General features: G+C 71.7%; 20 protein-coding genes. 14 read left to right on the forward strand and 6 right to left on the reverse strand.

Annotated elements, in window-relative coordinates:
* The first annotated feature begins 64 nt into the window (after nt 1–64).
* Nucleotides 65–502 (forward strand): DUF4442 domain-containing protein, encoded by a 438-nt coding sequence (locus tag OHS59_RS37140; RefSeq protein WP_328499503.1) that lies wholly within the window; start codon nt 65–67, stop codon nt 500–502.
* Between the two features lie 57 nt (nt 503–559).
* Here the strand turns inward: OHS59_RS37140 and OHS59_RS37145 are convergent, their stop codons facing one another.
* On the reverse strand, nt 560–1,606 hold the full coding sequence (locus OHS59_RS37145) for a LacI family DNA-binding transcriptional regulator (protein WP_328497711.1): 1,047 nt from the start codon (nt 1,604–1,606) through the stop codon (nt 560–562).
* 196 nt (nt 1,607–1,802) lie between these two features.
* Here OHS59_RS37145 and OHS59_RS37150 point away from each other — a divergent pair, with 196 nt between their 5' ends.
* From OHS59_RS37150 to OHS59_RS37165, 4 genes are all read left to right on the forward strand, one after another.
* Nucleotides 1,803–2,981: a phytanoyl-CoA dioxygenase family protein gene (locus tag OHS59_RS37150; protein ID WP_328497712.1), complete on the forward strand. Its 1,179-nt coding sequence runs from the start codon at nt 1,803–1,805 to the stop codon at nt 2,979–2,981.
* 13 nt (nt 2,982–2,994) lie between these two features.
* Nucleotides 2,995–3,810: an SDR family oxidoreductase gene (locus OHS59_RS37155; RefSeq protein ID WP_328497713.1), complete on the forward strand. Its 816-nt coding sequence runs from the start codon at nt 2,995–2,997 to the stop codon at nt 3,808–3,810.
* A 95-nt stretch (nt 3,811–3,905) separates the two neighbouring features.
* Complete coding sequence (locus OHS59_RS37160; RefSeq protein WP_328497714.1) at nt 3,906–4,910, forward strand: Gfo/Idh/MocA family protein; 1,005 nt, start codon at nt 3,906–3,908, stop codon at nt 4,908–4,910.
* Nucleotides 4,907–5,926: a Gfo/Idh/MocA family protein gene (locus tag OHS59_RS37165; RefSeq protein ID WP_328497715.1), complete on the forward strand. Its 1,020-nt coding sequence runs from the start codon at nt 4,907–4,909 to the stop codon at nt 5,924–5,926. The genes OHS59_RS37160 and OHS59_RS37165 overlap by 4 nt, the downstream gene beginning before the upstream one ends.
* Before the next feature lie 108 nt (nt 5,927–6,034).
* Here the strand turns inward: OHS59_RS37165 and OHS59_RS37170 are convergent, their stop codons facing one another.
* From OHS59_RS37170 to OHS59_RS37190, 5 genes are read right to left on the reverse strand one after another with little or no spacing between them, the layout of a single operon-like run.
* Nucleotides 6,035–7,054 carry a Gfo/Idh/MocA family protein gene (locus OHS59_RS37170; protein ID WP_328497716.1) on the reverse strand — a complete coding sequence of 340 codons (1,020 nt, stop codon included), beginning with the start codon at nt 7,052–7,054 and terminating at the stop codon, nt 6,035–6,037.
* 17 nt (nt 7,055–7,071) lie between these two features.
* Entirely contained in the window at nt 7,072–7,974 is a 903-nt protein-coding gene (locus OHS59_RS37175; RefSeq protein WP_328497717.1) for a sugar phosphate isomerase/epimerase family protein, read from the reverse strand.
* Complete coding sequence (locus tag OHS59_RS37180) at nt 7,974–8,981, reverse strand: ATP-binding cassette domain-containing protein (RefSeq protein WP_328497718.1); 1,008 nt, start codon at nt 8,979–8,981, stop codon at nt 7,974–7,976. The genes OHS59_RS37175 and OHS59_RS37180 overlap by 1 nt, the downstream gene beginning before the upstream one ends.
* 3 nt (nt 8,982–8,984) lie before the next feature.
* Nucleotides 8,985–10,058, reverse strand: a complete 1,074-nt coding sequence (locus OHS59_RS37185) for an ABC transporter permease (RefSeq protein WP_328497719.1) — start codon at nt 10,056–10,058, stop codon at nt 8,985–8,987.
* Nucleotides 10,059–10,063: 5 nt separating this feature from the next.
* A complete protein-coding gene (locus OHS59_RS37190) occupies nt 10,064–11,080 on the reverse strand; it encodes a sugar ABC transporter substrate-binding protein (protein WP_328497720.1) in 1,017 nt (338 codons plus the stop codon).
* Nucleotides 11,081–11,324: 244 nt separating this feature from the next.
* Between OHS59_RS37190 and iolC the strand changes: the two genes are divergently transcribed.
* The 9 genes from iolC to OHS59_RS37235 all read left to right on the forward strand — a co-directional run bounded on the left by iolC (nt 11,325) and on the right by OHS59_RS37235 (nt 24,521).
* Nucleotides 11,325–12,290 (forward strand): 5-dehydro-2-deoxygluconokinase, encoded by a 966-nt coding sequence (gene iolC / locus OHS59_RS37195; RefSeq protein WP_328497721.1) that lies wholly within the window; start codon nt 11,325–11,327, stop codon nt 12,288–12,290.
* Nucleotides 12,291–12,317: 27 nt separating this feature from the next.
* Nucleotides 12,318–13,196 (forward strand): Cgl0159 family (beta/alpha)8-fold protein, encoded by an 879-nt coding sequence (locus OHS59_RS37200; protein ID WP_328497722.1) that lies wholly within the window; start codon nt 12,318–12,320, stop codon nt 13,194–13,196.
* Between the two features lie 43 nt (nt 13,197–13,239).
* Nucleotides 13,240–14,115 (forward strand): 5-deoxy-glucuronate isomerase, encoded by an 876-nt coding sequence (gene iolB, locus OHS59_RS37205; protein WP_328497723.1) that lies wholly within the window; start codon nt 13,240–13,242, stop codon nt 14,113–14,115.
* A gap of 42 nt (nt 14,116–14,157) precedes the next feature.
* On the forward strand, nt 14,158–16,056 hold the full coding sequence (gene iolD / locus OHS59_RS37210; RefSeq protein ID WP_328497724.1) for a 3D-(3,5/4)-trihydroxycyclohexane-1,2-dione acylhydrolase (decyclizing): 1,899 nt from the start codon (nt 14,158–14,160) through the stop codon (nt 16,054–16,056).
* A 46-nt stretch (nt 16,057–16,102) separates the two neighbouring features.
* Nucleotides 16,103–17,599 (forward strand): CoA-acylating methylmalonate-semialdehyde dehydrogenase, encoded by a 1,497-nt coding sequence (locus tag OHS59_RS37215; RefSeq protein ID WP_328497725.1) that lies wholly within the window; start codon nt 16,103–16,105, stop codon nt 17,597–17,599.
* 50 nt (nt 17,600–17,649) lie between these two features.
* Nucleotides 17,650–18,432, forward strand: a complete 783-nt coding sequence (locus OHS59_RS37220; RefSeq protein ID WP_328497726.1) for a GntR family transcriptional regulator — start codon at nt 17,650–17,652, stop codon at nt 18,430–18,432.
* Nucleotides 18,433–18,571: 139 nt separating this feature from the next.
* A complete protein-coding gene (locus OHS59_RS37225; RefSeq protein WP_328497727.1) occupies nt 18,572–21,052 on the forward strand; it encodes a SpoIIE family protein phosphatase in 2,481 nt (826 codons plus the stop codon).
* 206 nt (nt 21,053–21,258) lie between these two features.
* A complete protein-coding gene (locus OHS59_RS37230; protein WP_328497728.1) occupies nt 21,259–23,751 on the forward strand; it encodes a beta-glucosidase family protein in 2,493 nt (830 codons plus the stop codon).
* Nucleotides 23,752–23,864: 113 nt separating this feature from the next.
* Nucleotides 23,865–24,521 carry a DedA family protein gene (locus tag OHS59_RS37235; RefSeq protein WP_328499504.1) on the forward strand — a complete coding sequence of 219 codons (657 nt, stop codon included), beginning with the start codon at nt 23,865–23,867 and terminating at the stop codon, nt 24,519–24,521.
* The last annotated feature ends 54 nt before the right edge of the window (nt 24,522–24,575 follow it).

Genomic DNA, 24,575 nt, shown 5'->3' on the forward strand with positions numbered 1-24,575 from the left:
CATGGTCATGATCTGTTCAGGATTGGCTACCCGTGGGTAACCTGCGGCCATGAGCGCAGATCAGATGTCCATCGGCGAGATGCTCGCCGCCACGGTGCCGATGGTCAGGACCCTGAAGCTGGAGTACCTCCAGACCACCCCCGAGAAGGCCGTGCTCGCTCTGCCCGACCAGAGCGAGTACCACAATCACGTGGGCGGGCCCCATGCCGGCGCGATGTTCACGCTGGGGGAGTCGGCGAGCGGGGCGGTCGTGCTGGCCGCGTTCCGGGACCAGCTCGCGCGGGCCGTGCCGCTGCCCGTGACCGCCGAGATCGCGTTCAAGAAGCTGGCCAGGGGGCCTGTCACGGCCACCGCCACCCTGGGGCGGCCCGCCGCCGACGTCATCGCCGAACTCGACGCGGGGCAGCGCCCGGAGTTCCCGGTGGCCGTCGCCATCCAGCGCGAGGACGGCGCCGTCACCGGCGAGATGACGGTCGTCTGGACGCTGCGCCCCAACGGCTGAGCGGCCGCCGGGCCCGACGGCCGGGTCCGCCGCCCGGCCCGTTCACCCCTGACCGCCTCAGTGGCCGTCCGGCAGGGGCGACTCGGGCGGCATGTTGTACGGAGTGACGACCTGGATCGCCGACGGGAGCGAGGGACCCGTGTCGGCGGGCAGCGCGTCGTGGGCCCGCATCACGGCCTGGCAGGCGGTGCGCATGTCCTGGCGCAGATCGTGGTGGAGCACGGCGGACAGGCGCCCGGAGCGCAGCAGCCGGGCGTTGTCGTGGTCCAGGTCGTGGGCGATGAAGACGGAGCACGGCCTGTCCAGCGCGGCGAAGGCCTCCAGCGTGGCGTTGTTGCCCCCGCCCATCGAATAGACGGCCCTGATCCCGGGGTCCTGCCGCAGCGCGGCGAGCACCAGGTCGTACTGGGTGGCGTCCAGGCCGTCGCTGTCGGTGACCTCGACCAGCCGCCGGGCCGGCCGCAGCGTACGCATCGCGGCCCGGAAGCCCATCTCGCGCTCCTCCTCGCCGCGGAAGAAGCCACGGCTGATGGTGGTGAGGACGTGCCCCGGGCCCTCGCCCAGCCACTGGCCCATCAGATACCCGGCGGTGGCGCCCGCCGCCCGGTTGTCGATGCCGACGTACGCGAGCCTTCCGCTGGCGGGCAGGTCGGTCACCAGGGTCACCACCGGGATGCCCGCGGCCACCAGCCTGCCGACGGCCGCCGTGACCTCCGGCACGTCCGGGGCCTTGAGAATCACCCCCTGGGAGCCGCGTCTGGCGATCCGGTCCAGCGTCTCGATCAGCTCGTCCGGCGCGCCCGTCTCCCGGAAGTGGAACCGGCAGCGCAGCACCGCCGGGTGCAGTGACGGCAGTTCGGCCTCCAGCGCCGCGCGGACCGCTGTGGAGAACCGCTCCGGCGTCTGCATCACGATGTCGGTCATGAAGGTGCGCCCGGTGAGCCGGACCTGGGTGCGCTGCCGGTCCAGGTCCGCGACGGCCTGGTGGACCGACCGGGCCGTGCTCTCCCTGACCCCGCCCCGCCCGTTCAGGACCCGGTCCACGGTCGCCTCGCTCAGACCCGCCTGGCGGGCTATCTCCCTGATCGCGTACGGGTGGCCCATGCGCCGGCTCCTTGAGGGGTTTTTGATGGCTCGCTGACGATTGCTTGAGGGATGCGGCGCCTTAAGAATGACATCGACGCGTCGCCGCGACACCGGACGGTGCGCCGCGATCGCACAGAGGACTCTCCGAGAGGAGAACTCCAGGAGAAGAACTCCACGAGGAGTACTCCGCGAGGACGACCGTGAAAGGACGACGATGTCCCGCACCCTCTCAGGACTCCGCACCTGGCTCTCCGCGCACGACTGCGACCTCGACGCATTCCGTGAACTGGTCGAGCGGGGCACCGACCCGGCCGACCACCCGTACGCCGCCGCCGTCGAGGGGAACGTCCCGCTGTACGACAGCGGGAGCCTGCGCGCCGAGGCGCGTACGCCCGAGGGCCGCAGGAACGTACAGGCCGAGCTGGTCCGGGCGCTCGCCGACGGACCCGGCATCGTGGTGCTCCGGGGTGCCTTCCCCGACCGCGGGGTCCTCGACCGGGCGACCGGGACCTTCGACGCCCTGATCGCCGAGCAGCGCGCCTCGGGCGCCACCGCGGGCGACCACTTCGCCAAGCCGGGTGCCAACGACCGGATCTGGAACGCGCTGGAGAAGGCGGCGCTGCTGGACCCGGAGGCGTTCGCCGACTACTACGCCAACGACATGCTCGCCCTGGTCTCCCACGCCTGGCTCGGCCCCGGCTACCAGGTCACCTCACAGATCAACGTCGTGAACCCGGGCGGCGCAGCGCAGACGGTGCACCGCGACTACCACCTGGGCTTCCTGAGCAACGAGGTCGCCGCCGAGTACCCCGCGCACGTCCACCGCCTCTCGCCGGTGCTGACACTCCAGGGCGCCGTCGCCCACTGCGACATGCCCGTCGAGTCCGGCCCGACGATGTACCTGCCGCACTCGCAGAAGTACGAGCCCGGCTACCTGGCCTGGCGACTGCCCGAGTTCCACGCGTACTTCGAGGCCCACCACGTGCAGCTGCCGCTGGCCGCGGGGGACGCGGTGTTCTTCAACCCCGCCCTCTTCCACGCCGCCGGACACAACAGGTCCGCGGACATCCGCCGGATGGCCAACCTGCTGCAGGTCTCCTCCGCCTTCGGCCGGGCCATGGAGAGCGTCGACCGCGAGGCCGTGTCGAACGCCGTCTATCCGGTCCTGCTCAAGCGCAAGGCGGAAGGCGCGAGCCAGGAATGGCTGGACACGGTCGTCGCGGCCGGCGCGGAGGGCTACCCCTTCCCGACGAACCTCGACTCCGACCCGCCCGTCGACGGGCTGGCCCCGCCGTCCCAGGCGGACCTCGTCCGCCGCGCCCTGAGCGAGGGCCGGTCCCCGGAGTACCTGCGCGACGCGCTGCGGGCCGCCGCCGGCCGCCGTGAAAGCTGAGGAGAGAGCAAGCATGGGACTTCCGGAGACCAGCAGGGCCGCGGACCGGAGCACCGGACTGCTCGACGACAAGGTCGTCCTCGTCAACGGCGGAAGCCAGGGTGTCGGCGCGGCCGTCGCCCGGGCCGCCGCGCGCGAGGGCGCGACCGTCGCGGTCACAGGCCGCCGTCCCGAGCCCGGCGAGGCACTGGTCGCCGAGCTGACCGGGGCGGGAACCAAGGCCCTGTACGTACGGGCCGACCTCGCCGACGCGCGGCAGGCGCTCGGCAGCGTGGCCGAGGTGATCGCCGCCTACGGCCGCGTCGACTGCCTGGTCAACTCCGCCGGGCTCACCTCGCGCGGCACGCTCCTCGACACCACCCCCGAACTGTTCGACGCGCACATCGCGATCAACCTCAAGGGCCCGTTCTTCGCCATGCAGGCCGCCGTGGCCGACATGGTGGCCCGCGGGGCATCCGGCACGGTCGTCAACATCATCACCAGCTCCGAGCACGGCGGACAGCCCTTCCTCGCCCCGTACGTCGCCGCCAAGGCCGGCCTCGCCGGGCTGACGCGCAACGCCGCGCACGCCCACCGCTGGGACCGGATCCGGATCAACGGCCTGAACATCGGCTGGACGTCGACCGAGGGCGAGGACGCCACTCAGCGCACCTTCCACGACGCGGGCGACGACTGGCGCGAACAGGCGGCGAAGCGGCTGCCGATGGGCAAGCTCGGGCAGCCCGACGAGATCGCCGACTTCGTCGTGCTCCTGCTCTCCGACCGCAGCGGTGTCGTCACCGGCTCGGTCGTCGACTGGGACCAGAACGTCCTCGGCGGACTCGACTGACCCGCGGCACAACCGGCCTGTCGGGCAACCGGCCGGGCCGCCGCACGGCCGACCCGGCCACGTACCCAAGCACGTGATCAAGGAGCTCCTGAACCATGCGTATCGGCATCCTCGGCCTCGGCCGGATCGGCGCCTTCCACGCCGAGACCCTCTCCCGGCTCGACGCGGTCGAGTCCCTCGTCGTCGCCGACCCGTTCCCCGGCGCGGTCACGGCGGCCGTCGAGCGCTTCGGCGCCGAGGCCGTGGACTCCCCGGAGGCCGTACTGGCCGCGGGCGTGGACGGTGTGGTGATCGCCGCCGCGACCGACGCCCACCCAGGCCTGCTCCTCGCCGCGGTCGAGGCCGGTGTGCCGGTCTTCTGCGAGAAGCCCGTCGCCCGCACCATGAAGGAGGGCGTCGCGGTCCTCGACGCCGTGCGCGACAGCGGTGTCGAGATCCAGATCGGCTACAACCGCCGCTTCGACGCCGGGTTCGTGGCCGCCCGTGCCGCCGTCCGCAGCGGCGAACTCGGCCCGCTGCACACCGTACGGTCCACGACCCTGGACCCGGCGCCGCCCCCGGCCGCCTACATCGCCTCCTCCGGAGGCATCTTCCGCGACTGCTCCGTGCACGACTTCGACATCATCCGCTGGGTCACCGGCCGCGAGGTCACCGAGGTGTACGCGACCGGCAGCAACCGCGGTGAGCCCTACATCGCCGAGGCCGGCGACGCCGACACCACCGCGGCCATCCTCACCCTGGACGACGGCACGCTCGCCGTGGTCTCCAACTCCCGTCACAACGCGCGCGGTTACGACGTCCGCATGGAACTCCACGGCTTCCGGGACAGCATCGCGGTCGGCCTGGAGGACAAGCTGCCGCTGCGCTCCGTCGAGCCCGGCACCACCTTCCCCGCGGGCACTCCGCACGACTTCTTCATGGACCGCTTCGCCGAGGCGTACCGTGCCGAACTGAGCGCGTTCACAGACGTCGTCGCCGGCCGGCGGACCTCGCCGTGCACCGTCGCCGACGCGCTGGAGGCAGGCTGGATCGCCGACGCCTGCACGCTCTCCCTGCGTGAGCACCGCACCGTGACGATCAAGGAGGTACGCGGCGCATGACCATCCCCGTAGAGCCACTGCGCATCGGCGTGCTGGGCGCCGCCCGCATCGCCGACCTGGCCCTTGTGGGCCCGGCCCGCGCGACCGGCCACCGCCTGGTCGCGGTGGCCGCCCGGGACCGCTCCCGGGCCGAGGCCTTCGCCGCCGAGCACGACGTCGAAAGGGTCCTGGACTCGTACGCCGACCTGATCGCCGACCCCCGGGTCGAGGTGGTCTACAACCCCCTCGCCAACGGCCTGCACGGCCCGTGGAACCTCGCCGCGCTCGCCGCGGGCAAGCACGTGCTGACGGAGAAGCCCTCCGCCAGCAACGCGGAGGAGGCCGTGGAGGTCCGGGACGCCGCGGGCAAGGCGGGCACCGTCTTCATGGAGGCCTTCCACTACCTCTTCCATCCCGTCACCCGGCGTCTGCACGAACTGCTGGAGTCGGGCGAGCTGGGGGAGCTGCGGCACGTCGAGACGGTCGTCGCCGTGGCCGCCCCGCCCGCCGAGGATCCGCGCTGGTCGCTGCCGCTCGCCGGCGGCGCGCTCATGGACCTCGGCTGCTACGGCCTGCACGCCCTGCGCACGCTCGCTCCCTGGGCGGGCGGGGCGCCCACCCTGGTCGGCGCCAGGGGCGGTGCCCGCGAGGGCGCTCCCGGGGTCGACGAGTGGCTGGACGCGGACCTCGCCTTCCCTGGCGGTGCCACCGGTTCCGCGCGCTGCCACATGGATCACGGCGAGCTGCGGATGACCTGCCGGATCGTGGGGTCCCGTGGTGAGGCGACCGCGATGAACTTCGTGCTGCCGCATCTGGACGACCGTGTCGTCGTGCGGACGCCTGCGGGGGAGCGGGTCGAGCAGCTTGGGAAGCGGTCTTCCTATACGTATCAGTTGGAGGCGTTCGCTGCGCATGTGCGGGGTGGGGTGGCGCTGCCGCTCGATGCGGAGGATGCGGTCGATACCATGCGGTTGATCGACGCCTGTTACGTCGGGGCCGGGTTTGAGCCTCGGCCGCGCAGTTCCTCGCGCCCCTGACGGACAAAGACTGTGCCGTTCCCCGCGCCCCCAAAAGACGAAAGATTGCGCCGTTCCCCGCGCCCCTGAAGAGCCGGGGCCCGCCTTGAAGGCGGGCCCCGGTTCTGGTCACGCGTAGAACGCCGGGCGTTCCACGAGGTCCACCTTGATGCGGGTGCCCTCCGACTGCGCTCGGACTCCTGCTTCGCAGACCGCGGCCGTGGCGTAGCCGTCCCAGGCGCTGGGGCCGGTGACCTCGCCGCGGCGGGTGGCGTTCACCCAGGCCTGCATCTGCCGGTCGTACGCGTCCTCGAACCGCTCGGTGAAGTCCTGGGCGATGGTGCCGCCCCAACGGCCCGCCATGTTCGTCACCAGGGCGTGCCCGTCACCGATACGGGCCGTACCGCGCTCGCAGACCACCTCGGCCTGCACCTGGTAGCCGAAGCCGCAGTTGACGTTGATCTCGACGTCCACGATCGCGCCGCCGTCGGTCTCGAAGAGGACGAACTGCGGATCCTGCAGGCCCTCGGGGGCGTTGCCGGACGGGGTCGGCTTCAGCACGGTGATCGCGGTGATCTCCTGGCCGAGCAGCCACCGGGTGATGTCCATCTCGTGCACGACGGAGTCGTTGATGAGCATCTCGCTGGTGAAGCCGGGCGGGGTCGCCACATTGCGGTGCCGGTTGTGCAGCATCAGCGGCCGGCCCAACTGGCCGGTGTCCAGCAGGGACTTGAGCTTCCCGTACTCGGCGTCGTACCGGCGCATGAAGCCCACCTGGACCCTGCGGTGCCCGAGCTTCTGCTCGGCCTCCAGGACCCGCAGCGCGGAGGCCGCGTCGGGCGTGAGGGGCTTCTCGCACAGGACGGGCAGGTCGTACTCGAACGCGCTGAGCAGGGCCGCCTCGTGGGCGGGGCCCGGGGAGGCGATCAGTACGGCGTCGACGCCGTCCGAGGCCATCGCGGCGGCCGGGTCGGTGTACGCGGAGCAGCCCTCGATGCCGTCGGCGATCCGTTTGACCCGCTCCGCGTCGACGTCCACGACCGCGGCCACGCGGGCCCCGTTCGTCACCTCGTCGAGCCGGCGCACATGGTCGGCGCCCATCCTGCCGGTGCCGATGACGGCCACGCCGAGCGTTCCGCTCCGATCCATGGTCGGTTGATCCCTTCTCAGGCGCCGCAGGAGCGCAGGAACGTGCGGGTGCGTACCGCGATGGGCAGGGGCTTGTCCGGCGGGCAGGGGTACATGTCCTGCTCGACGATGGCGAACAGGTCGACGCCCAGCCGCTGGGCGGCCGCCAGCACCGGCTCCAGGGCGGGCACACCGGCCGGGGGCTCGCACATCACGCCGCGCCGCACGGCGGGTCCGAACGGGATCTCGTTCGTGACGACGTCGGCGAGGATCTCCGGGTCGACCTGCTTGAGGTGCAGATAGCCGATGCGCTCGCCGTAGGTCTCGATGAGCTTGACGCTGTCGCCGCCGCAGTAGGCGTAGTGGCCCGTGTCCAGGCAGAGACTCACCAGGCCGGAGTCGGTCGAGTCGAGGAAACGCTCGACGTGCTGCTCGGTGTCGATGTGCGTGTCGGCGTGCGGGTGCACGACGATGTCGAGCCCGAAGCGCTCCTTGACCTCGTGGCCCAGGCGCTCCATGCCCTTGGCGAGATACGCCCATTGGCGGACCGTCAGCTCTGGCGGCTCGATGAGGGCGGCGGTCTTGTCGTCCCGCCAGAAGGACGGGATGACCACCAGGTGCTCGGCGCCCATGGCCTGGGTCAGCGCGGCGACCTGGCTGACGTGCTCCCAGGTGGCGTCCCAGACGTCGGGCCCGCGGTGCAGGGCGGTGAACACCGTGCCGGCCGACACCCGCAGTTCGCGCTTCTTCACCTCGTCGGTGAGCCGGGCCGGGTCGGTCGGCAGATAGCCGTACGGGCCCAGCTCGATCCAGGAGTAGCCGGCCTCGGTGACCTCGTCCAGGAAGCGTTCCCAGGGCACCTGCTGGGGGTCGTCGGGGAACCAGACGCCCCAGGAGTCCGGAGCCGAGCCGACGCGGATCCGGTCGAGCGCGCCCGTCATCAGGACGTCCCCCTGGCTGCCGCGGCGGGGGCCTTGAGGTCCTGCTCCTCGGGGAGCTTGTCGACGTCCACGCCGCGTACCTGGGCGAGTTCGTGCTTGAGGGCGGCGAGTTCGGCGCCGCCTGCCATGTGGTTGGTGAGCTCTTCGAGGGTGACGTCGGCGCGGGAGGCGGAGAGCTCCATCGTGCCCAGGCGCAGGACGCTGAAGTGGTCGCCGACCATGTAGGCGTGGTGGGGGTTGTGCGTGATGAAGATGACGCCCAGGCCGCGGTCGCGGGCGGCGGCGATGTACTTGAGGACCACGCCGGACTGCTTGACGCCGAGGGCCGCCGTGGGCTCGTCCAGGATCAGGACGCGGGCGCCGAAGTAGACGGCACGGGCGATGGCGACGGACTGGCGCTGGCCGCCGGAGAGGGTGCCGATGGGCTGGTCGAGGTCGTCCAGGATGATGCCCATGGCACGCAGTTCGGTGTCCGCGGTCTGCTTCATGGCCGCGATGTCCAGACGGCGGACGGGCCAGGGGCCCTTGGTCATCTCGGAGCCGAGGAAGAAGTTCCGCCACACCGGCATCAGCGGCACGGTGGCGAGGTCCTGGTACACGGTGGCGATGCCCTTGTCGAGGGCTTCGCGCGGGGTGCTGAGGTGCACCGCCCGGCCGTCGATGAGGAACTCGCCCTCGGTGTGCTGGTGCAGGCCGGAGATGATCTTGATGAGCGTCGACTTGCCGGCGCCGTTGTCGCCGAGGACGCAGGTGACCTGGCCGGGGTGGACGGCCAGGTCCACGCCGTGCAGGGCGCGCACGTTGCCGTAGGCCTTGCCGGCCCCGCGCAGCTGGACGATCGGCTGCCCGTCACCGGCCGTGGGCCCGGTCCGGTCCTCGGCCGGCGCGTCCGTGACCGCGGCCTCGGTGACCGTCGCCTTCGTGGGCGCGGTGCCGCCGGCGTCGTTCGCGTCGGTGACGCCGCCGCTGCCGGTGCTGTCGTTGGAGGAGGTGGTGTTGTCGGTCATGGGTTACCTCCGGGTTGCCTGGCGGCGGACCCACAGATTGACGAGGGCGGCGAGCAGGAGCATGACGCCGAGGAAGGCCTTGAACCAGTCGGGGTTCCAGTTGGCGTAGACGATGCCCTGGGAGACCATGCCGAAGATGAAGGCACCGATGACGGCGCCGATCGCGGAGCCGTAGCCGCCGGTGAGCAGACAGCCGCCGATGACCGCGGCGATGATGTACAGGAACTCGTTGCCCACGCCCTCGCCGGACTGGACGGTGTTGAACGAGAACAGGATGTGCATGCCGACGAACCAGGCGCCGGCGCCGACGCCCATGAACAGGGCGATCTTGGTGAAGGTGACCGGCACGCCGACCGCGCGGGCGCTCTCCTTGCTGCCGCCGGTGGCGAAGATCCAGTTTCCGAACTTGGTGCGCAGCAGCAGCCAGGTCGCGGCGGCGGCGAGGATCAGCCAGTAGAAGACGGTGATCTTCACATCGACGCCGCCGATGCCTATCTCGGAGGCGAAGACCTTCTTGGCCTGGTCGAAGCCGTCCATGTCGCTGATGGAGTCGGTGGCGACGTTCCCGGTGAAGAGCTTGGTGATGGCGAGGTTGGCGCCCTGGAGGATCAGGAACGACCCCAGCGTGATCAGGAACGACGGCAGGCCGGTGCGGACCAGCATGTAGCCGTTGAACGCGCCGATCGCCAGGGCCACCACCAGGGCGACGATGACGCCCGTCCACACGTTCATGGACAGCTGGAAGCTCCACATGCTGGCCGTCAGCGCGGAGGTGGTGACGGCGACACCGGCGGAGAGGTCGAACTCGCCGCCGATCATCAGCAGGGCGACCGGCAGGGCCATGATGCCCATCACGGAGGCCTCGTACAGCACGTTGGCCAGCGAGCTCGCCTCACGGAAGGGGGAGGCGACCGCGAAGAAGAAGATGTACACGACGATCGCCGCGATCAGCGCGCCGATCTCCGGGCGGGCCGCCAGGCGGCGGCTCAGGGACCGTTCCGAGGTCCGGCCGTCCTTGGGGGCGGCCGGCGAAGCCGGCGGCGAGGAACTCGCCGCCGGTGCCGTTGCCTGGGTCATGGGTGTCACCGAGTACCCTTCGCGGCGAACTTCGCTATGTCGTCAACGTTCTCCTTGTCGACGAACGCCGGGCCGGTCAGCACGGGCTCCTGGCCACCACCGCTGAAGTTGCCGTTGGTCTTGTAGAGCCACAGCGAGTCCACCGACAGGTAGCCCTGCAGGTACGGCTGCTGGTCGACGGCGAACGCGATGTCGCCGCTCTTGACGGCGTCCACCATCTCCTTGTTCAGGTCGAAGGTCGCCACCTTCGCCTTGCTGCCCGCGTCGTCCACGGACTGCACGGCGGTCAGGGCGAACGGGGCGCCGAGCGTGACCACGTAGTCGATCGACGTGTCCTGCTTGAGCTTGGCGTTGATCGTCGACTTCACGGACGGCATGTTCGTGCCGTTCACGTTGAGGGTCGTGGTCTTGCCCTTGAACGTCTTCTTCACACCGGCGCAGCGCGCCTCAAGGGAGACACTGCCCTGCTCGTGGATGACGCAGATGTTGTTCTTGGAGCCGAGCTCGTTGAGCTTCTCGCCGAAGGCCTCACCGGCGACGAACTCGTCCTGGCCGAAGTAGGACAGGAGCCCCTGCTCCTTCCAGTCGTCGATGCCTCCGTTGAGCCCGACGACGGGGATGCCGGCCTTCTCGGCCTTGGCGACCACGGACTTCATGGCGTCGGGCTTGGAGAGGGTGACCGCGATGCCGTCGACCTTCTGGTCGATGGCGTTCTGGACGAGGTTGGCCTGCTTCGCCGAGTCCGGGTTGTTGGAGTAGACCAGTTCGACGTTGTCCTTGGCGGCGGCGGTCTCCGCTCCCTTGCGGACGAGGTCCCAGAAGGTGTCACCGGGGGCCGCGTGGGTGATCATCGCGATCTTCATACGGGGGGTGTCGGCCTTGCCGGCCGACGCGTTGCCCGAGTCCTCCTCGGCCTTCTTGCCACCGGAGTCGCTGGAGCAACCGGTGACTATCAGGGCCGCCGCGGCGGCCGCGGCGGCGAGGGCGATTCTGCGGGAACGGGGGCGAGACGTGCGGTCCATCTTTCCGGCACCTCACTGTGCGACAGGGGAGAGGGAGCAAAAAGGCGCTGTGCTGTTGGGAGGGGATGTAAGTCCCTGATATACCCCGCTGTCAATACTTTGTTAAGACATCATTTCACGATCACGTGAGAATGTAAGTACAAAGTCTTGACATGGCTCGGCTCCCGGTCTTACACCTAGGACACACCGGTCCCCTGCATCCCGCACCCCCACAAGTCCGCAGCCACCACGAGGAGCGACGCGTATGACCGAGTCCTTCGACCTGATCACCATGGGTCGCATCGGGGTCGATCTCTATCCTCTGCAGACCGGCGTACCGCTCGCACGCGTCGAGACCTTCGGCAAGTTCCTCGGCGGTTCGGCGGCCAACGTGGCGGTCGCGGCGGCACGTCTCGGGCGCGCCACAGCAATCGTCAGCCGTACCGGCGATGATCCCTTCGGAGCCTATCTGCACCAGGCTCTCAAGGAATTCGGGGTCGACGACCGCTGGGTCACCCCGGTCGAGGAGTACCCGACACCGGTCACGTTCTGTGAGATCTTCCCGCCCGACGACTTCCCGCTGTACTTCTACCGGCAGCCCAAGGCACCGGACCTGGTGATCCGCACCGACGAACTGGACTTCTTCGCGCTCCGGGCCGCGAAGATCTTCTGGATCACCGGCACCGGACTGAGCGAGGAGCCCAGCCGCTCGGCCACCCTCGCCGCCCTCAAGGCCCGCGACAAGGCCGGCACCACCGTCTTCGACCTCGACTGGCGCCCCATGTTCTGGAAGGACCCGGCCGAGGCCCGCCCGTACTACACCGAGGCACTGCGGCACGTCACCGTCGCCGTCGGCAACCTCGACGAGTGCGAGATCGCCACCGGCGTCCGCGAACCGCGGGCCTGCGCCGACGCCCTCCTCGAAGCCGGTGTGGAACTGGCCGTCGTCAAGCAGGGCCCCAAGGGCGTCCTCGCCGTCCACCGCGACGGCACCACCGCCGAGGTGCCGCCCGTACCCGTCGAGGTGGTCAACGGCCTCGGCGCGGGCGACGCGTTCGGCGGCTCGCTCTGCCACGGCCTGCTGGCCGGCTGGGAACTGGAGAAGACGATGCGGTACGCCAACGCCGCCGGCGCGCTGGTCGCCTCCCGCCTCGCCTGCTCCTCCGCGATGCCGACCGCCGCCGAGGTCGAGGACCTCGTCACCTCGCGCGGCCAGAACTCCCGCGGCTGACGCCGCCACCCCGAACGGAGCCAACCCTTGAGCATCACCATCCCCGACCTCGTCAGGGTGCGTGCCCGGCACCCGGAGGCCGTGGCCGAAGCGGCCGCCCGCCGCGGCCGGCGTCCCCTCGTCGGCGACAGCGGCCGCCTCATGATCGTGGCCGCCGACCACCCGGCCCGCGGTTCGCTCGGCGTCGGCGACCGCAGACTGGCCATGGCCAACCGCGCGGACCTGCTGGAGCGCCTGTGCGTCGCGCTGTCCCGGCCGGGCGTGGACGGGGTGCTCGCCACCGCCGACATCCTGGACGACCTCCTGCTGCTCGGCGCGCTGGAGAACAAGGTCGTCATGGGCTCCATGAACCGCGGCGGCCTGGCCGGCGCCGCCTTCGAGATGGACGACCGCTTCACCGGCCACCGTGCCGAGGACATCGAGCGGCTGAACTTCGACGCGGGCAAGCTGCTGCTGCGCATCGACTACGACGACCCCGGCTCGCTGACCACGCTGGAGTCCACCGCCCGCGCGATCGACGACATGGCCGCGCGCCGACTGCCCGTGTTCGTCGAGCCGTTCATCTCCCGCCGCGTCGAGGGGAAGGTCCGCAACGACCTCTCCGCGGAGGCCGTCACCCGCTCCATCGCCATCGCCTCCGGCCTCGGCGGCACCTCCGCGTACACCTGGCTGAAACTGCCCGTCACCAGCGACCCGGACGACATGGCCGCCGCGCTGGAGACCTCCACGCTGCCCGCCGTCCTGCTCGGCGGCGAGGTCGGCGGGGACCAGGAGGGCGCGTACGAGAAGTGGCGCAAGTGCCTGCGGCTGCCCACCGTCCAGGGCCTGGTCGTCGGCCGTTCCCTGCTCTATCCCGCCGAGGGCGACGTGGAGACCGCGGTGGACACCGCGGTCGGCCTGCTCTGAGCGCGGATCGGCCCGTCGTGACCGGAGACCGGAAGGACCACTCATGACCAGCGCACACCACCTGCCCGCGGGCAAGGCCGCGAGCGGCCCGTACGCCGTGGACGTCACCCCGGAGAGCGCGGGCTGGGACCACTCCAGCCTCCGTGTCCTCGAACTGCCGCCCGGCGGCACGCACCTGTTCACCGCCGGGGACAGCGAGTGGATCGTCACCTCGCTCGGCGGCGGCTGCACCGTCGCCGTCACGGACGACTACGGCCAGGACGAGTTCGTACTGCACGGCCGCCCGGACGTATTCAGCGGCGTCAGCGACTTCGTCTATGTGCCCAGGGACGCGACCGCGGCCCTCACCTCCCACGAGGGCGGCCGCTTCGCGCTCACCGGGGCCCGCTGCGAGCGCCGCCTGCCCGCCCGCTACGGCCCCGCCGAGTCCGTGCCCGTCGAACTGCGCGGCAGCGGCAACTGCTCCCGCAAGGTGCACAACTTCGGCGCGGCCGGGGTCTTCGAGTGCGACAAGCTCATCGCGGTCGAGGTGATCACCCCCGGCGGCAACTGGTCCTCGTACCCGCCGCACAAGCACGACGAGAACCGGCCGGGCGAGGAGTCCGAGCTGGAGGAGATCTACTACTTCGAGATCGCCGACCACGAGGGCACCCCCGGGCTCGGCTACCAACGCGTCTCGCCCTCCGGCAACGGCGGCGGCACGGACGTGCTCGCCGAGGTCCGCGGCGGAGACGTCGTCCTCATCCCGGACGGCTGGCACGGCCCCTCGATCGCCTCGCCCGGCCACGACATGTACTACCTCAACGTCATGGCGGGCCCCGGCGCCGACCGGGCCTGGTTGATCTGCGACCACCCCGACCACGCCTGGATCCGCGACACCTGGCCGAGCCAGCCGGTCGACCCCCGGCTGACCTCCTGACCTCCGTCCACCCCGCCACCTCCGCATCCGAGTGAGGAACCGATGAGCCGCTCCACCCTCCGCCTGACCGTCGCCCAGGCACTGGTGCGTTTCCTGGCCGCGCAGTACACCGAACGCGACGGCGAACGGCACCGGCTGATCGCCGGTACCTGGGGGATCTTCGGCCACGGCAACGTGGCGGGCCTCGGCCAGGCGCTCCTGGAGGCCGGCGAGGAGATCATGCCCTTCCACCAGGGCCGCAACGAACAGGCCATGGTGCACGCCGCGGTCGGTTACGCCCGCCAGCTCAACCGGCTCTCCGCCCAGGCCGTCACCACCTCCATCGGCCCCGGCGCGACCAACCTCGTCACCGGCGCGGCCCTGGCCACGGTCAACCGCCTGCCCGTGCTGCTCCTGCCCGGCGACTACTTCGCGACCCGCGTCGCCGACCCGCTGCTCCAGCAACTGGAGCACCCGGTCGAGGCCGACCTGTCCGTCAACGACACCCTGCGCCCGGTCTCCCGCTACTTCGACCGCGTCCACCGCCCCGAGGCGCTCATCCCCTCGGCCCTCAACGCGATGCGGGTGCTCGCCGACCCCGTCGACACCGGCGCTGTCACCCTCGCCCTGCCGCAGGACGTCCAGGCCGAGGCGTACGACTGGCCCGAGGAGTTCTTCGCCGAGCGGACCTGGCACGTGCGCCGCCCGGCGCCCGAACAGGCCGAGCTGGCCGCCGCGGTGGAAGCCGTACGCGGCTCCCGGCGCCCCCTGATCGTCGCGGGCGGCGGAGTCCACCACAGCGAGGCCGAGCCGGCCCTCAAGGCGTTCGTCGAGGCCACCGGCATCCCGGTCGCGTCCACCCAGGCGGGCAAGGGCTCGCTGCGCCACGACCACCCCGCCGACGTCGGCGGCATCGGCCACACCGGCACCGCGGTCGCCGACGACCTGGCCCGCACCGCCGACCTGGTCATCGGCGTCGGCACCCGCTACACGGACTTCACCACCGCCTCCGGCACGCTGTTCCAGGAGCCGGGCGTCCGGTTCGTGAACCTCAACGTCGCCGCCTTCGACGCGCACAAGCTCAGCGCGCGGACCCTGGTAGCCGACGCCCGCGCCGGTCTGGATGCCCTCACCGAGGCGCTCTCCGGCCACCGCGTGGACGAGGCGTACGAGGCCGAGTACCGCGCCGGCAAGGAGCGCTGGGAGCAGGTCGTCGACTCGGTCTACCGGGCCGACGACGAGCACGCCGTCCCCACCCAGACGCAGGTCCTCGGCGCCCTGGACTCCGTGGTCGGCGACGACGACGTGGTGATCAACGCGGCCGGCTCGCTCCCCGGCGACCTGCACAAGCTCTGGCGTGCGCGCAGTCCTCGCCAGTACCACCTGGAGTACGGCTACTCCTGCATGGGCTACGAGATCCCGGCCGGCATCGGCGTCCAGCAGGCCGCCCCGGGCACGCCCGTCTGGTCGCTGGTCGGCGACGGCACGTACCTCATGATGCCGACCGAGATCGTCACGGCCGTCCAGGAGGGACTGCCCGTCAACCTGGTGCTGATCCAGAACCACGGTTACGCGTCCATCGGCGGCCTCTCCGAGGCGGTCGGCGCCGAGCGCTTCGGCACCGCCTACCGCTACCGCGTCTGGGGGTCCCCCCGGACGAAGTCTGGGGGAGGCTCCTTCACCGGCGACCCGTTGCCGGTCGACCTGGCCGCCAACGCCGCCAGTCTCGGCATGGACGTCCTGCGCGCCAAGACCGTGCGCGAACTGCGCGACGCCCTGGCCACCGCTCGCGCGTCAGACCGGCCGACGTGTGTGTACGTCGAGACCGACCCGACGCCCACCGCGCCCGGCGCCGAGGCCTGGTGGGACGTACCGGTCGCCGAGGTCGCCTCCCGCGAGGCCGCCACCAGTGCCCGCGCGACCTACGACGAGCAGATCGCCGACCGCCGCCGCCACCTCTGATCCCGCCCCCCCCGCTCGCCCCGCTCATGAAAAGGACCGGCACCGCATGAAGAACATCGACCACTGGATCGGCGGGAAGCCCGTCGCGGGTGCCTCCGACCGCTTCGGCCCCGTCTACAACCCGGCCACGGGCGCCCAGGAGAAGCAGGTGCCCTTCGCCTCCGTGGACGAGGTGGACGCCGCCGTCGCCTCCGCCAAGGCCGCCTTCGAGAGCTGGGGCACCGCCTCGCTGGCCAAGCGCACCTCGGTCCTCTTCAAGTACCGCGAACTGCTCGACGCGCACCGCGACGAGATCGCCGAGCTGATCACCGCCGAACACGGCAAGGTGCACTCCGACGCGCTCGGCGAGGTCGCCCGCGGCATGGAGATCGTCGAACTCGCCTGCTCCGTACCGCAGTTGCTGAAGGGCGAGCTGTCCACCCAGGTCTCCACCCGGGTCGACGTGGCCTCGATCCGCCAGCCGCTCGGGGTCGTCGCGGGCATCACGCCGTTCAACTTCCCGGCCATGGTGCCGATGTGGATGTTCCCGCTGGCCGTCGCGTGCGGCAACACCTTCGTGCTCAAGCCGAGCGAGAAGGACCCCTCCGCCTCCTACCGGCTGGCCGAACTGGCCTCCGAGGCCGGACTGCCCGACGGCGTGCTCAACGTCGTCCACGGCGACAAGGCGGCCGTCGACCGGCTCCTGGAGCACCCGGACATCACGGCCGTCTCCTTCGTCGGCTCCACTCCCATCGCCAAGTACATCCAGATCAAGGGCATCGAGCACGGCAAGCGCGTGCAGGCCCTCGGCGGCGCCAAGAACCACATGCTCGTGCTGCCCGACGCCGACCTGGACTTCGCCGCCGACCAGGCCATCAACGCCGCGTACGGCTCGGCAGGCGAGCGCTGCATGGCCGTCTCGGTCGTCGTCGCGGTCGGCGACACCGGCGACGAGCTGGTCGGCAAGATCGCCGAGCGGGCCAAGGGCCTGAAGATCGGCCCCGGCGACGACCCGTCCTCCGAGATGGGCCCGCTCATCACCCGCGAGCACCGCGACAAGGTCGCCTCGTACGTGGCGGGCGCCGCCGCCCAGGGCGCCGAGGTCGTCGTGGACGGCACCGGCCTCACCGTGCCCGGTCACGAGGACGGCTTCTTCCTCGGCGTCTCGCTGCTCGACAGGGTCCCGGTCACCGCGGACGCGTACCGGGACGAGATCTTCGGCCCGGTGCTGTGCGTGGTCCGCGCCGAGACGTACGACGAGGGCATCGCGCTGATCAACGCCTCCCGCTGGGGCAACGGCACCGCGATCTTCACCCGGGACGGCGGCGCGGCCCGCCGCTTCCAGCTGGAGGTCCAGGCGGGCATGGTCGGCGTCAACGTGCCGATCCCCGTCCCGGTCGGCTACCACTCCTTCGGCGGCTGGAAGGACTCCCTCTTCGGCGGCCACCACATCTACGGCAACGACGGCGTCGCCTTCTACACCCAGGGCAAGGTCATCACCACCCGCTGGCCCGACCCGGCCGACGGCGGCGGCATCAACCTCGGTTTCCCCAGCAACTCCTGACGCTCCGACGCACACCACGTACGCACGTACATCCGATGGGAGGGGCACGAGTGGCAGAGACCGGAACCACACGTCCGGCCACCGCCGGGGCCTTCGACCGCCTGGAGGTCGCCCTGGACCGGGGCAGCCCGATCCCGCTCTACTACCAGCTCGCCCAGCAGCTGGAGTCCGCGATCGAGCACGGGGCGCTCGCCCCGGGCGACCTGCTGGGCAACGAGGTGGACATCGCCGCGCGGCTCGGCCTGTCCCGGCCCACCGTCCGCCAGGCGATCCAGTCCCTGGTGGAGAAGGGCCTGCTGGTACGCCGCCGGGGCATCGGCACCCAGGTGGTGCACAGCCAGGTCCGGCGCTCACTGGAACTGAGCAGCCTGTACGACGACCTCGCCGCCGCCGGACAGAGCCCGGGCACCCAGGTGCTGCGCAACGAGATCGAGTCGGCCTCGGCGGAGGTCGCCGCGGCCCTCGGCATCCCCGAGGGCCGGGACGTCATCGTGCTCGAACGGCTGCGCTACACCCATGGCGAACCCGTGGCCCACCTCCGCAACCACCTGCCCGCGGCCCTCCTCGACCTGGACACCGAAAGGCTGGAGGCGACCGGCCTCTACCGGTTGATGAAGGCCGCGGGAATCACCCTGCACAGCGCCCACCAGACCGTGGGCGCCCGCAGCGCCACCGCGGAGGAGGGCGCTCTGCTCGACGAGCCCGCGGGAGCCGCACTGCTCACCATGCGGCGCACGGCCTACGACGACACCGGGCGGGCCGTGGAGTACGGGACCCACGTCTACCGGGCGACCCGCTACACCTTCGACTTCCAGTTGCTCGTCCGCCCCTGACCCGTCGGCCCTTCCGCCCCTGATCGGATGCGGTTGCCGGGCTCGAAGGCCCTTCCCGGCGGTACGTTGGGCCCGTGCACCATGGGTGCACCGAGCGTGGCGCACGGGAAGACCACTCCCAGCGACGGAGAGGGTCAGGGTGTCGACGAGCGAGGAGAGCGGCGGGGCGGCGCGTCGGTTCGACGTGTCGGACGCCGCGGTGGTGCTGCTGGACGCCCACGTGGCGGTGTCCGGCTGGACCGCGGACGCCGAACGGCTGTTCGGCTACCGCGGCGCCGAGGCCGTGGGCCGTTCGGCGGCGGACCTGCTGATGCCCGAGGACGCCGCGCGCCTGCCCGGCCTGGCCCGCCGGTGTGTGCGGGACGGCCGCTGGACCGGGCTCCTCGCGGTGCGCCACCGGGACGGCCACCCGGTCGTCGCCACCGTACGGGTGCTGCCCGCCGTCGAGGCGGCGGACGGCCCGCGCCGCTGGGTGGCCCTGGCCGCCGACACGGCGGGCACCCCGGGCTGGGGCATGAGCCGCGGGGTGCTGGAGCGGATGGCCGCCCACTCGCCGATCGGCATAGCCATCGTCGACACCGACCTGCGGTTCGTCTGGTCGAACGCCGCCCTGGAGCAGTTCGGCGGCGGTCCCGGGCGCGCGCGCATCGGCAAACGGCTCGCGGACATACAGCCCGGCCTGGACGCCGAGGCCCTGGAGGCGGTGATGCGCCAGGTCCTGGAGACCGGTGAGACCGTCGCGGGCTACGAACACGTCGGCACGGTCCGCTCGGCACCGCACCGGGAGACCGCGCACGCCATGTCCTTCACCCGCCTCGACGACGACCACGGCAACCCGCTCGGCGTGTACTACACCGTCGTCGACGTCACCGAGCGCTACCGGGCCCGTGACCGCCTCACCCTCCTGGACCAGGCGGGCAAACGCATCGGCCGCACCCTGGACGTCACCAGGACCGCCCAGGAACTGGCCGATGTCGCCGTGCCGGGCCTCGCCGACTTCGTCACCGTCGACCTGCTGGAGACCGTCCTCGAAGGCGGCGAACTCGTTCCCGGGCCGATGAACGGGCCGCCCGGCGGGCCGGACGCCGTGCCGCTGCGCAGGGCGGGCCACCAGTCGGTCGACGAGGGCGTTCCGGAGACCTCCGTCGGTATCGGGCAGGTGGCCCGGTACCTCGCAGGCGCACCCCCGATCACCGCCCTGACCGGCGGCAGGTCCTGGATCGAGGAACGCCTCGACCCGCCGGCCGGGGAGTGGACCGCCGACCTGCCCCAGGGCGAGGCCGCCACCTTCCTCGGCCCCGGACCGCACAGCGCGATGATCGTGCCGATCAAGGCGCGCGGCACCACGCTCGGCATCACCACGTTCTTCCGGCGCCGCCGCAAGGAGCCCTTCGACCACGACGACCTGGTCCTCGCCGAGGAGTTCGTGGCCCGCGCCGCCCTGTGCCTCGACAACGCCCGCCGCTACACCCGCGAACGCGACGCGGCGCTGGTCCTGCAGCGCCATCTGCTGCCGCACCGGCTCCCCGAACAGGACGCGATGGAGGTCGCCGCCTGCTACCGGCCGGCCGACGAGCTGACGGGCCTCGGCGGGGACTGGTTCGACGTCATCCCGCTGTCGGGCGCCCGGGTCGCGCTGGTGGTGGGCGACGTGGTCGGGCACGGCATCGAGGCCGCCGCCACCATGGGCCGGCTGCGCGCCGCCGTGCAGACCCTCGCCGACCTGGATTTGCCGCCCGAGGAGGTGCTGGCCCACCTCGACGACCTGGTCGACCGGGCCGGACAGGAGGACGACCCGGAGACGGCGTCCCGCGCCGACGGCGTACAGGCCAGGGGCGCCAGCTGTCTGTACGCCGTGTACGACCCGGTCGGCGGCCGGCTGTCGATTGCCGCCGCGGGCCACGGTCTGCCCGCCGTCGTCACCCCGGACGGCACGGTGGACTTCCCCGGACTGCCGCCGGGGCCCGAGCTGGGCGTCGGCGGTCCGCCCTTCGAGTCGGTCGAGCTGTGGCTCGCGGAGGGCAGCGTGCTCGCCCTGTGCACCGACGGCCTGCTCGCCGCCGAGGGGCCCGCGGGCAGACGGGACGCCGCCGCGGACCGGGAGCGGCTGCGCCGCGTACTCGAACGGCGGGCCCCGGGCCTCGACGACGGCTGCCGGGCCGTGGTGGACGCCCTGGTCCCGGCGCGCCCGCCGGACGACGTGGTGCTGCTGATGGCCCGTGCCCGCCGCCTGCCCGCGGACCGGGTGGTCTCCTGGGAACTGCCCGGTGACCGGGCCTCGGTCGCCGAGGTCCGCAAGCGCACCTCGCGCCAGCTGTGCGAATGGGGTCTCGACGAGCTGACCTTCACGACCGAACTCGTCGTCAGCGAGCTGTTCACCAACGCGATCCGGCACGCGAACGGCCCGATCAGGCTGCGGCTGATCATGTCGAGGACCCTGGTCTGCGAGGTGTGGGACGCCAGCCCCACGGCGCCGCACCTGCGCCATCCGAAGACCACCGACGAGGGTGGCCGCGGCCTCTTCCTGATCTCCCAGTGCACTCAGCGCTGGGGGACCCGCTACACCCAGGACGGCAAGATCATCTGGACCGAGCAGTCGCTGGCCGGTCCGTCGATCTGAGCGGGCTGAACGGGCTGAGCGGGCGGCATGGCACGGACACGTTCCCCGCGCTTCCGTCGGTGTCATATTTTCTGCCGACAGTGGCGCCTAACGGACCGTCAAGTCACTTTTGTCGCATAGTGCGTCCGGAGGGCGAACCAGGACGGCCGCCCGCGCGCCCCGCGGTTCACCTCCTCGTGTCCGCACCCGACGAGGAGTGACGCCTCATGTCCGACCCTGTCTCCCGGCGGTCCGTGTGCCGGCGGCCCATGTCCCGGCGGTCCGCCCTGCGCCTGCTGGGCGGCGCGACCGCGGTGGCCCTCGCCGCCACCACCGGCAGCTCCGCCCCCGCCCGGGCGGCCACGCGGGAGCCGGCCGCGGGCCCCCGCGTCGAGGGCCTGCTCGTCCGGCTCACCCTGGACGAGAAGATCTCCCTGCTGCACGGCGCCACCGACCCGAAGTCCTTGGGCCAGGCCGGCTACGTCCCCGGTGTGGAACGGCTCGGCATCCCGCCCCTGCGCCTCGCCGACGGCCCCGCCGGTGTCCGGGTGAAGCAGCGCGCCACCGCCCTGCCCGCGCCCGTCCTGCTCGCCTCCGCCTTCGACCCCGACCTGGCCCGCCGCTACGGCCGGGTCATCGGCCACGAGGGCCGCGCACTGGGCCAGGACGTGCTGCTCTCCCCGATGGTCAACCTCGTCCGCACCCCGTACGCGGGCCGGAACTTCGAGACCTTCAGCGAGGACCCGCTGCTCTCCGCCGACCTCGTCGCCGAGGAGATCAAGGGCATCCAGGGCGAGGGACTCATCGCGACCGTCAAGCACTACGCGATGAACAACCAGGAGAAGGACCGCGAGACCGTCGACGTCCGGGTCGACGAGCAGACCCTCAACGAGGTCGAACTGCGCGGCTTCGAGGCCGCCGTCGGCGCCGGCGCCCGCGCCGCCATGGGCGCCTACAACAAGGTCAACGGCGTCTACGCCTGCGAGAACGCGGAACTCCTCACCGGCATCCTGCGCGACCGCTGGGGCTTCGAGGGCTGGGTGATGACCGACTGGTACGCCGCCCACAGCACCGTCGCCTCGCTCACCGCGGGCCTCGACATGGAGATGCCGAACAGCAGGTACTTCGGTGCCGCCCTGAAGACGGCGGTCCGGGACGGCGGCGTCTCGGAGGAGTACGTCGACCGGGCCGTACGCCGCGTCCTCACCGCGATGGACGACTTCGGCCTGCTCGACGGCAGCGCCCCGCCCCGCCCGCGCCGCGACCCGGCGGCGGGCGCGGCCGTCGCCCTGGAGGTCGCCAAGGCGGGCGCCACCCTCCTGCACAACAGGAGCGCCGCCCTGCCCCTCACCGGCGAGGCCGCCCGCAGCATCGCCGTCGTCGGCCCCACCGGCTCCCTGCCCTTCGTCAGCGGCGGCGGCAGCGCCCACGTCGTCCCCGACCACGCCGACAGCCCGCTCGACGCCATCAGGTCCCGCGCGGGCCAGGGCGCCCGGGTCTCGTACGCACTCGGCGAGGACCTGTACGGCAAACCCCTCCCGAAGAGGGCGCTCTCGGCGGGCATCAGCCCCGAGGCCCAGCGGGTCGCCGCCGGGAAGACCTGGACGTACGACGGAACGCTCACCGTCGGGGACGCCGACGAGTGGACCTTCGTCGTTCACTACTCCGGTACGCGGCCCAAGGTGCTCCTGGACGGAACGGAACTCTTCCCGGTGGTGGCCGGGCTCGCCGAGCAGTTCGCCGGCGGACTGGTGTCGGCCGCCCCCGACGGCCTCGCGGTACGGCGCAAGACCCTCGACCTCACCGCAGGCAGGCACCGGATCGAGATCACCGCGAAGGGCGGGGACACGGGGCAGACGTTCCGGCTGCGGCGCGTCACCGGCGCGACCCGCGCCCAGGACGTGGCCGAGGCCGTGCGGGCCGCGTCCGCCGCGCACAGCGTCGTCCTCTTCGCGTACGAGGACGCCACCGAGAACCAGGACCGCACGACCCTCGCGCTCCCCGGCCACCAGCCGCGTCTGATCGAGGCGGTGACCGAGGCGAACCCGCGCACGACCGTCGTCCTCAACACCTCGTCCTCGACCGCGATGCCGTGGCTGGAGCGCACCGCCGCCGTGCTGCAGATGTACTACCCGGGCCAGGAGGGCGCGGCGGCCACCGCCGCCGTCCTGTTCGGCGACTGCGACCCCGGCGGACGCCTCACCCAGTCCTTCCCGCTCGACGACGACCACCACCCCGTGGCCGGCGAACCACGCCGCTACCCGGGCGTGAGCGGCGTCGAGGAGTACTCCGAGGGCATCCACGCCGGCTACCGCTGGTACGACGCCAAGGGCGTACGGCCGCTGTTCCCGTTCGGGCACGGACTCTCGTACACCTCCTTCGTGTACGAGGACCTGGCGGTGGAACGGACCGGGGACGGGCTGGACGTCGCCTTCACCGTGCGGAACACGGGGCGGCGGGACGGCGTCGACATCCCGCAGGTCTATGTGGGCCCCTCGCCGGACCTCAGGGTCGAGCGGGCGGTACGGGTGCTGAGCGGCTACCGGCGGCTCGCGCTGGCGGCGGGGGAGTCGCGCAGGATCACCGTGCCCGTCGACGAACGCACGCTCTCCTCGTGGGACGCGCGCCGGCACGACTGGGTGCTCGGCACCGGGCGGCGGACCGTGTGGGTCGGGGCCTCGTCGCGTGACCTGCGACTCAGGACGACGGCGGCCGTGTGAGCGCCCGACGCGTCTCCGGGCCGGGGGCGTGAACCGGTAGGCTTCCCGGCGTGCGCGCGACCGAGCGCACGCCGGGCCCGGCCCGGACCGCGTTGCATGGGGAGGAACCGGCGTTGCACGTCCAGGAGTGGCTAGAGACCGTGCCTGCGGTCAGCATCTACGCGCTGGTGGGCCTGGTCATCGGCCTGGAGAGCCTGGGCATTCCGCTGCCGGGCGAGATCATCCTCGTCTCCTCGGCGCTGCTCGCCTCCCAGCACGGTGACATCAACCCCGTCATCCTCGGCGCCTGCGCGACCGCCGGAGCCATCATCGGGGACTCCATCGGCTACGCCATCGGCCGCAAGGGCGGACGCCCGCTGCTGGCCTGGCTGGGCGCGAAGTTCCCCAAGCACTTCGGCGAGGGCCATATCGCCACCGCCGAGCGGTCCTTCGAGAAGTGGGGCATGTGGGCCGTCTTCTTCGGCCGTTTCATCGCCCTGCTGCGGATCTTCGCGGGCCCGCTCGCGGGTGTGCTGCGCATGCCGTACTGGAAGTTCCTGATCGCCAACGTCCTCGGCGGCATCGTCTGGGCGGGCGGCACCACGGCGGTCATCTACTACGTGGGCGTGGTCGCCGAGTCCTGGCTCAAGCGCTTCTCCTGGCTCGGCCTGGTCCTCGCCGTCCTCATCGGCGTCGCCTCCATGCTGATCATGAAGCGCAAGGCAAAGAGGATGACGGCGGAGCGCGAGCCGGAGACGCCCCTGCCGGAGCCGGTCCCCGCAACAGACTGACAGCCCTCCGACCGTCCCTCAGGGTCACGGCGGCGACGAACCCGCACGTCTGAG

Origin of the sequence: Streptomyces sp. NBC_00414 (assembly GCF_036038375.1) — a bacterium.
Taxonomy (GTDB): Bacteria; Actinomycetota; Actinomycetes; order Streptomycetales; family Streptomycetaceae; genus Streptomyces.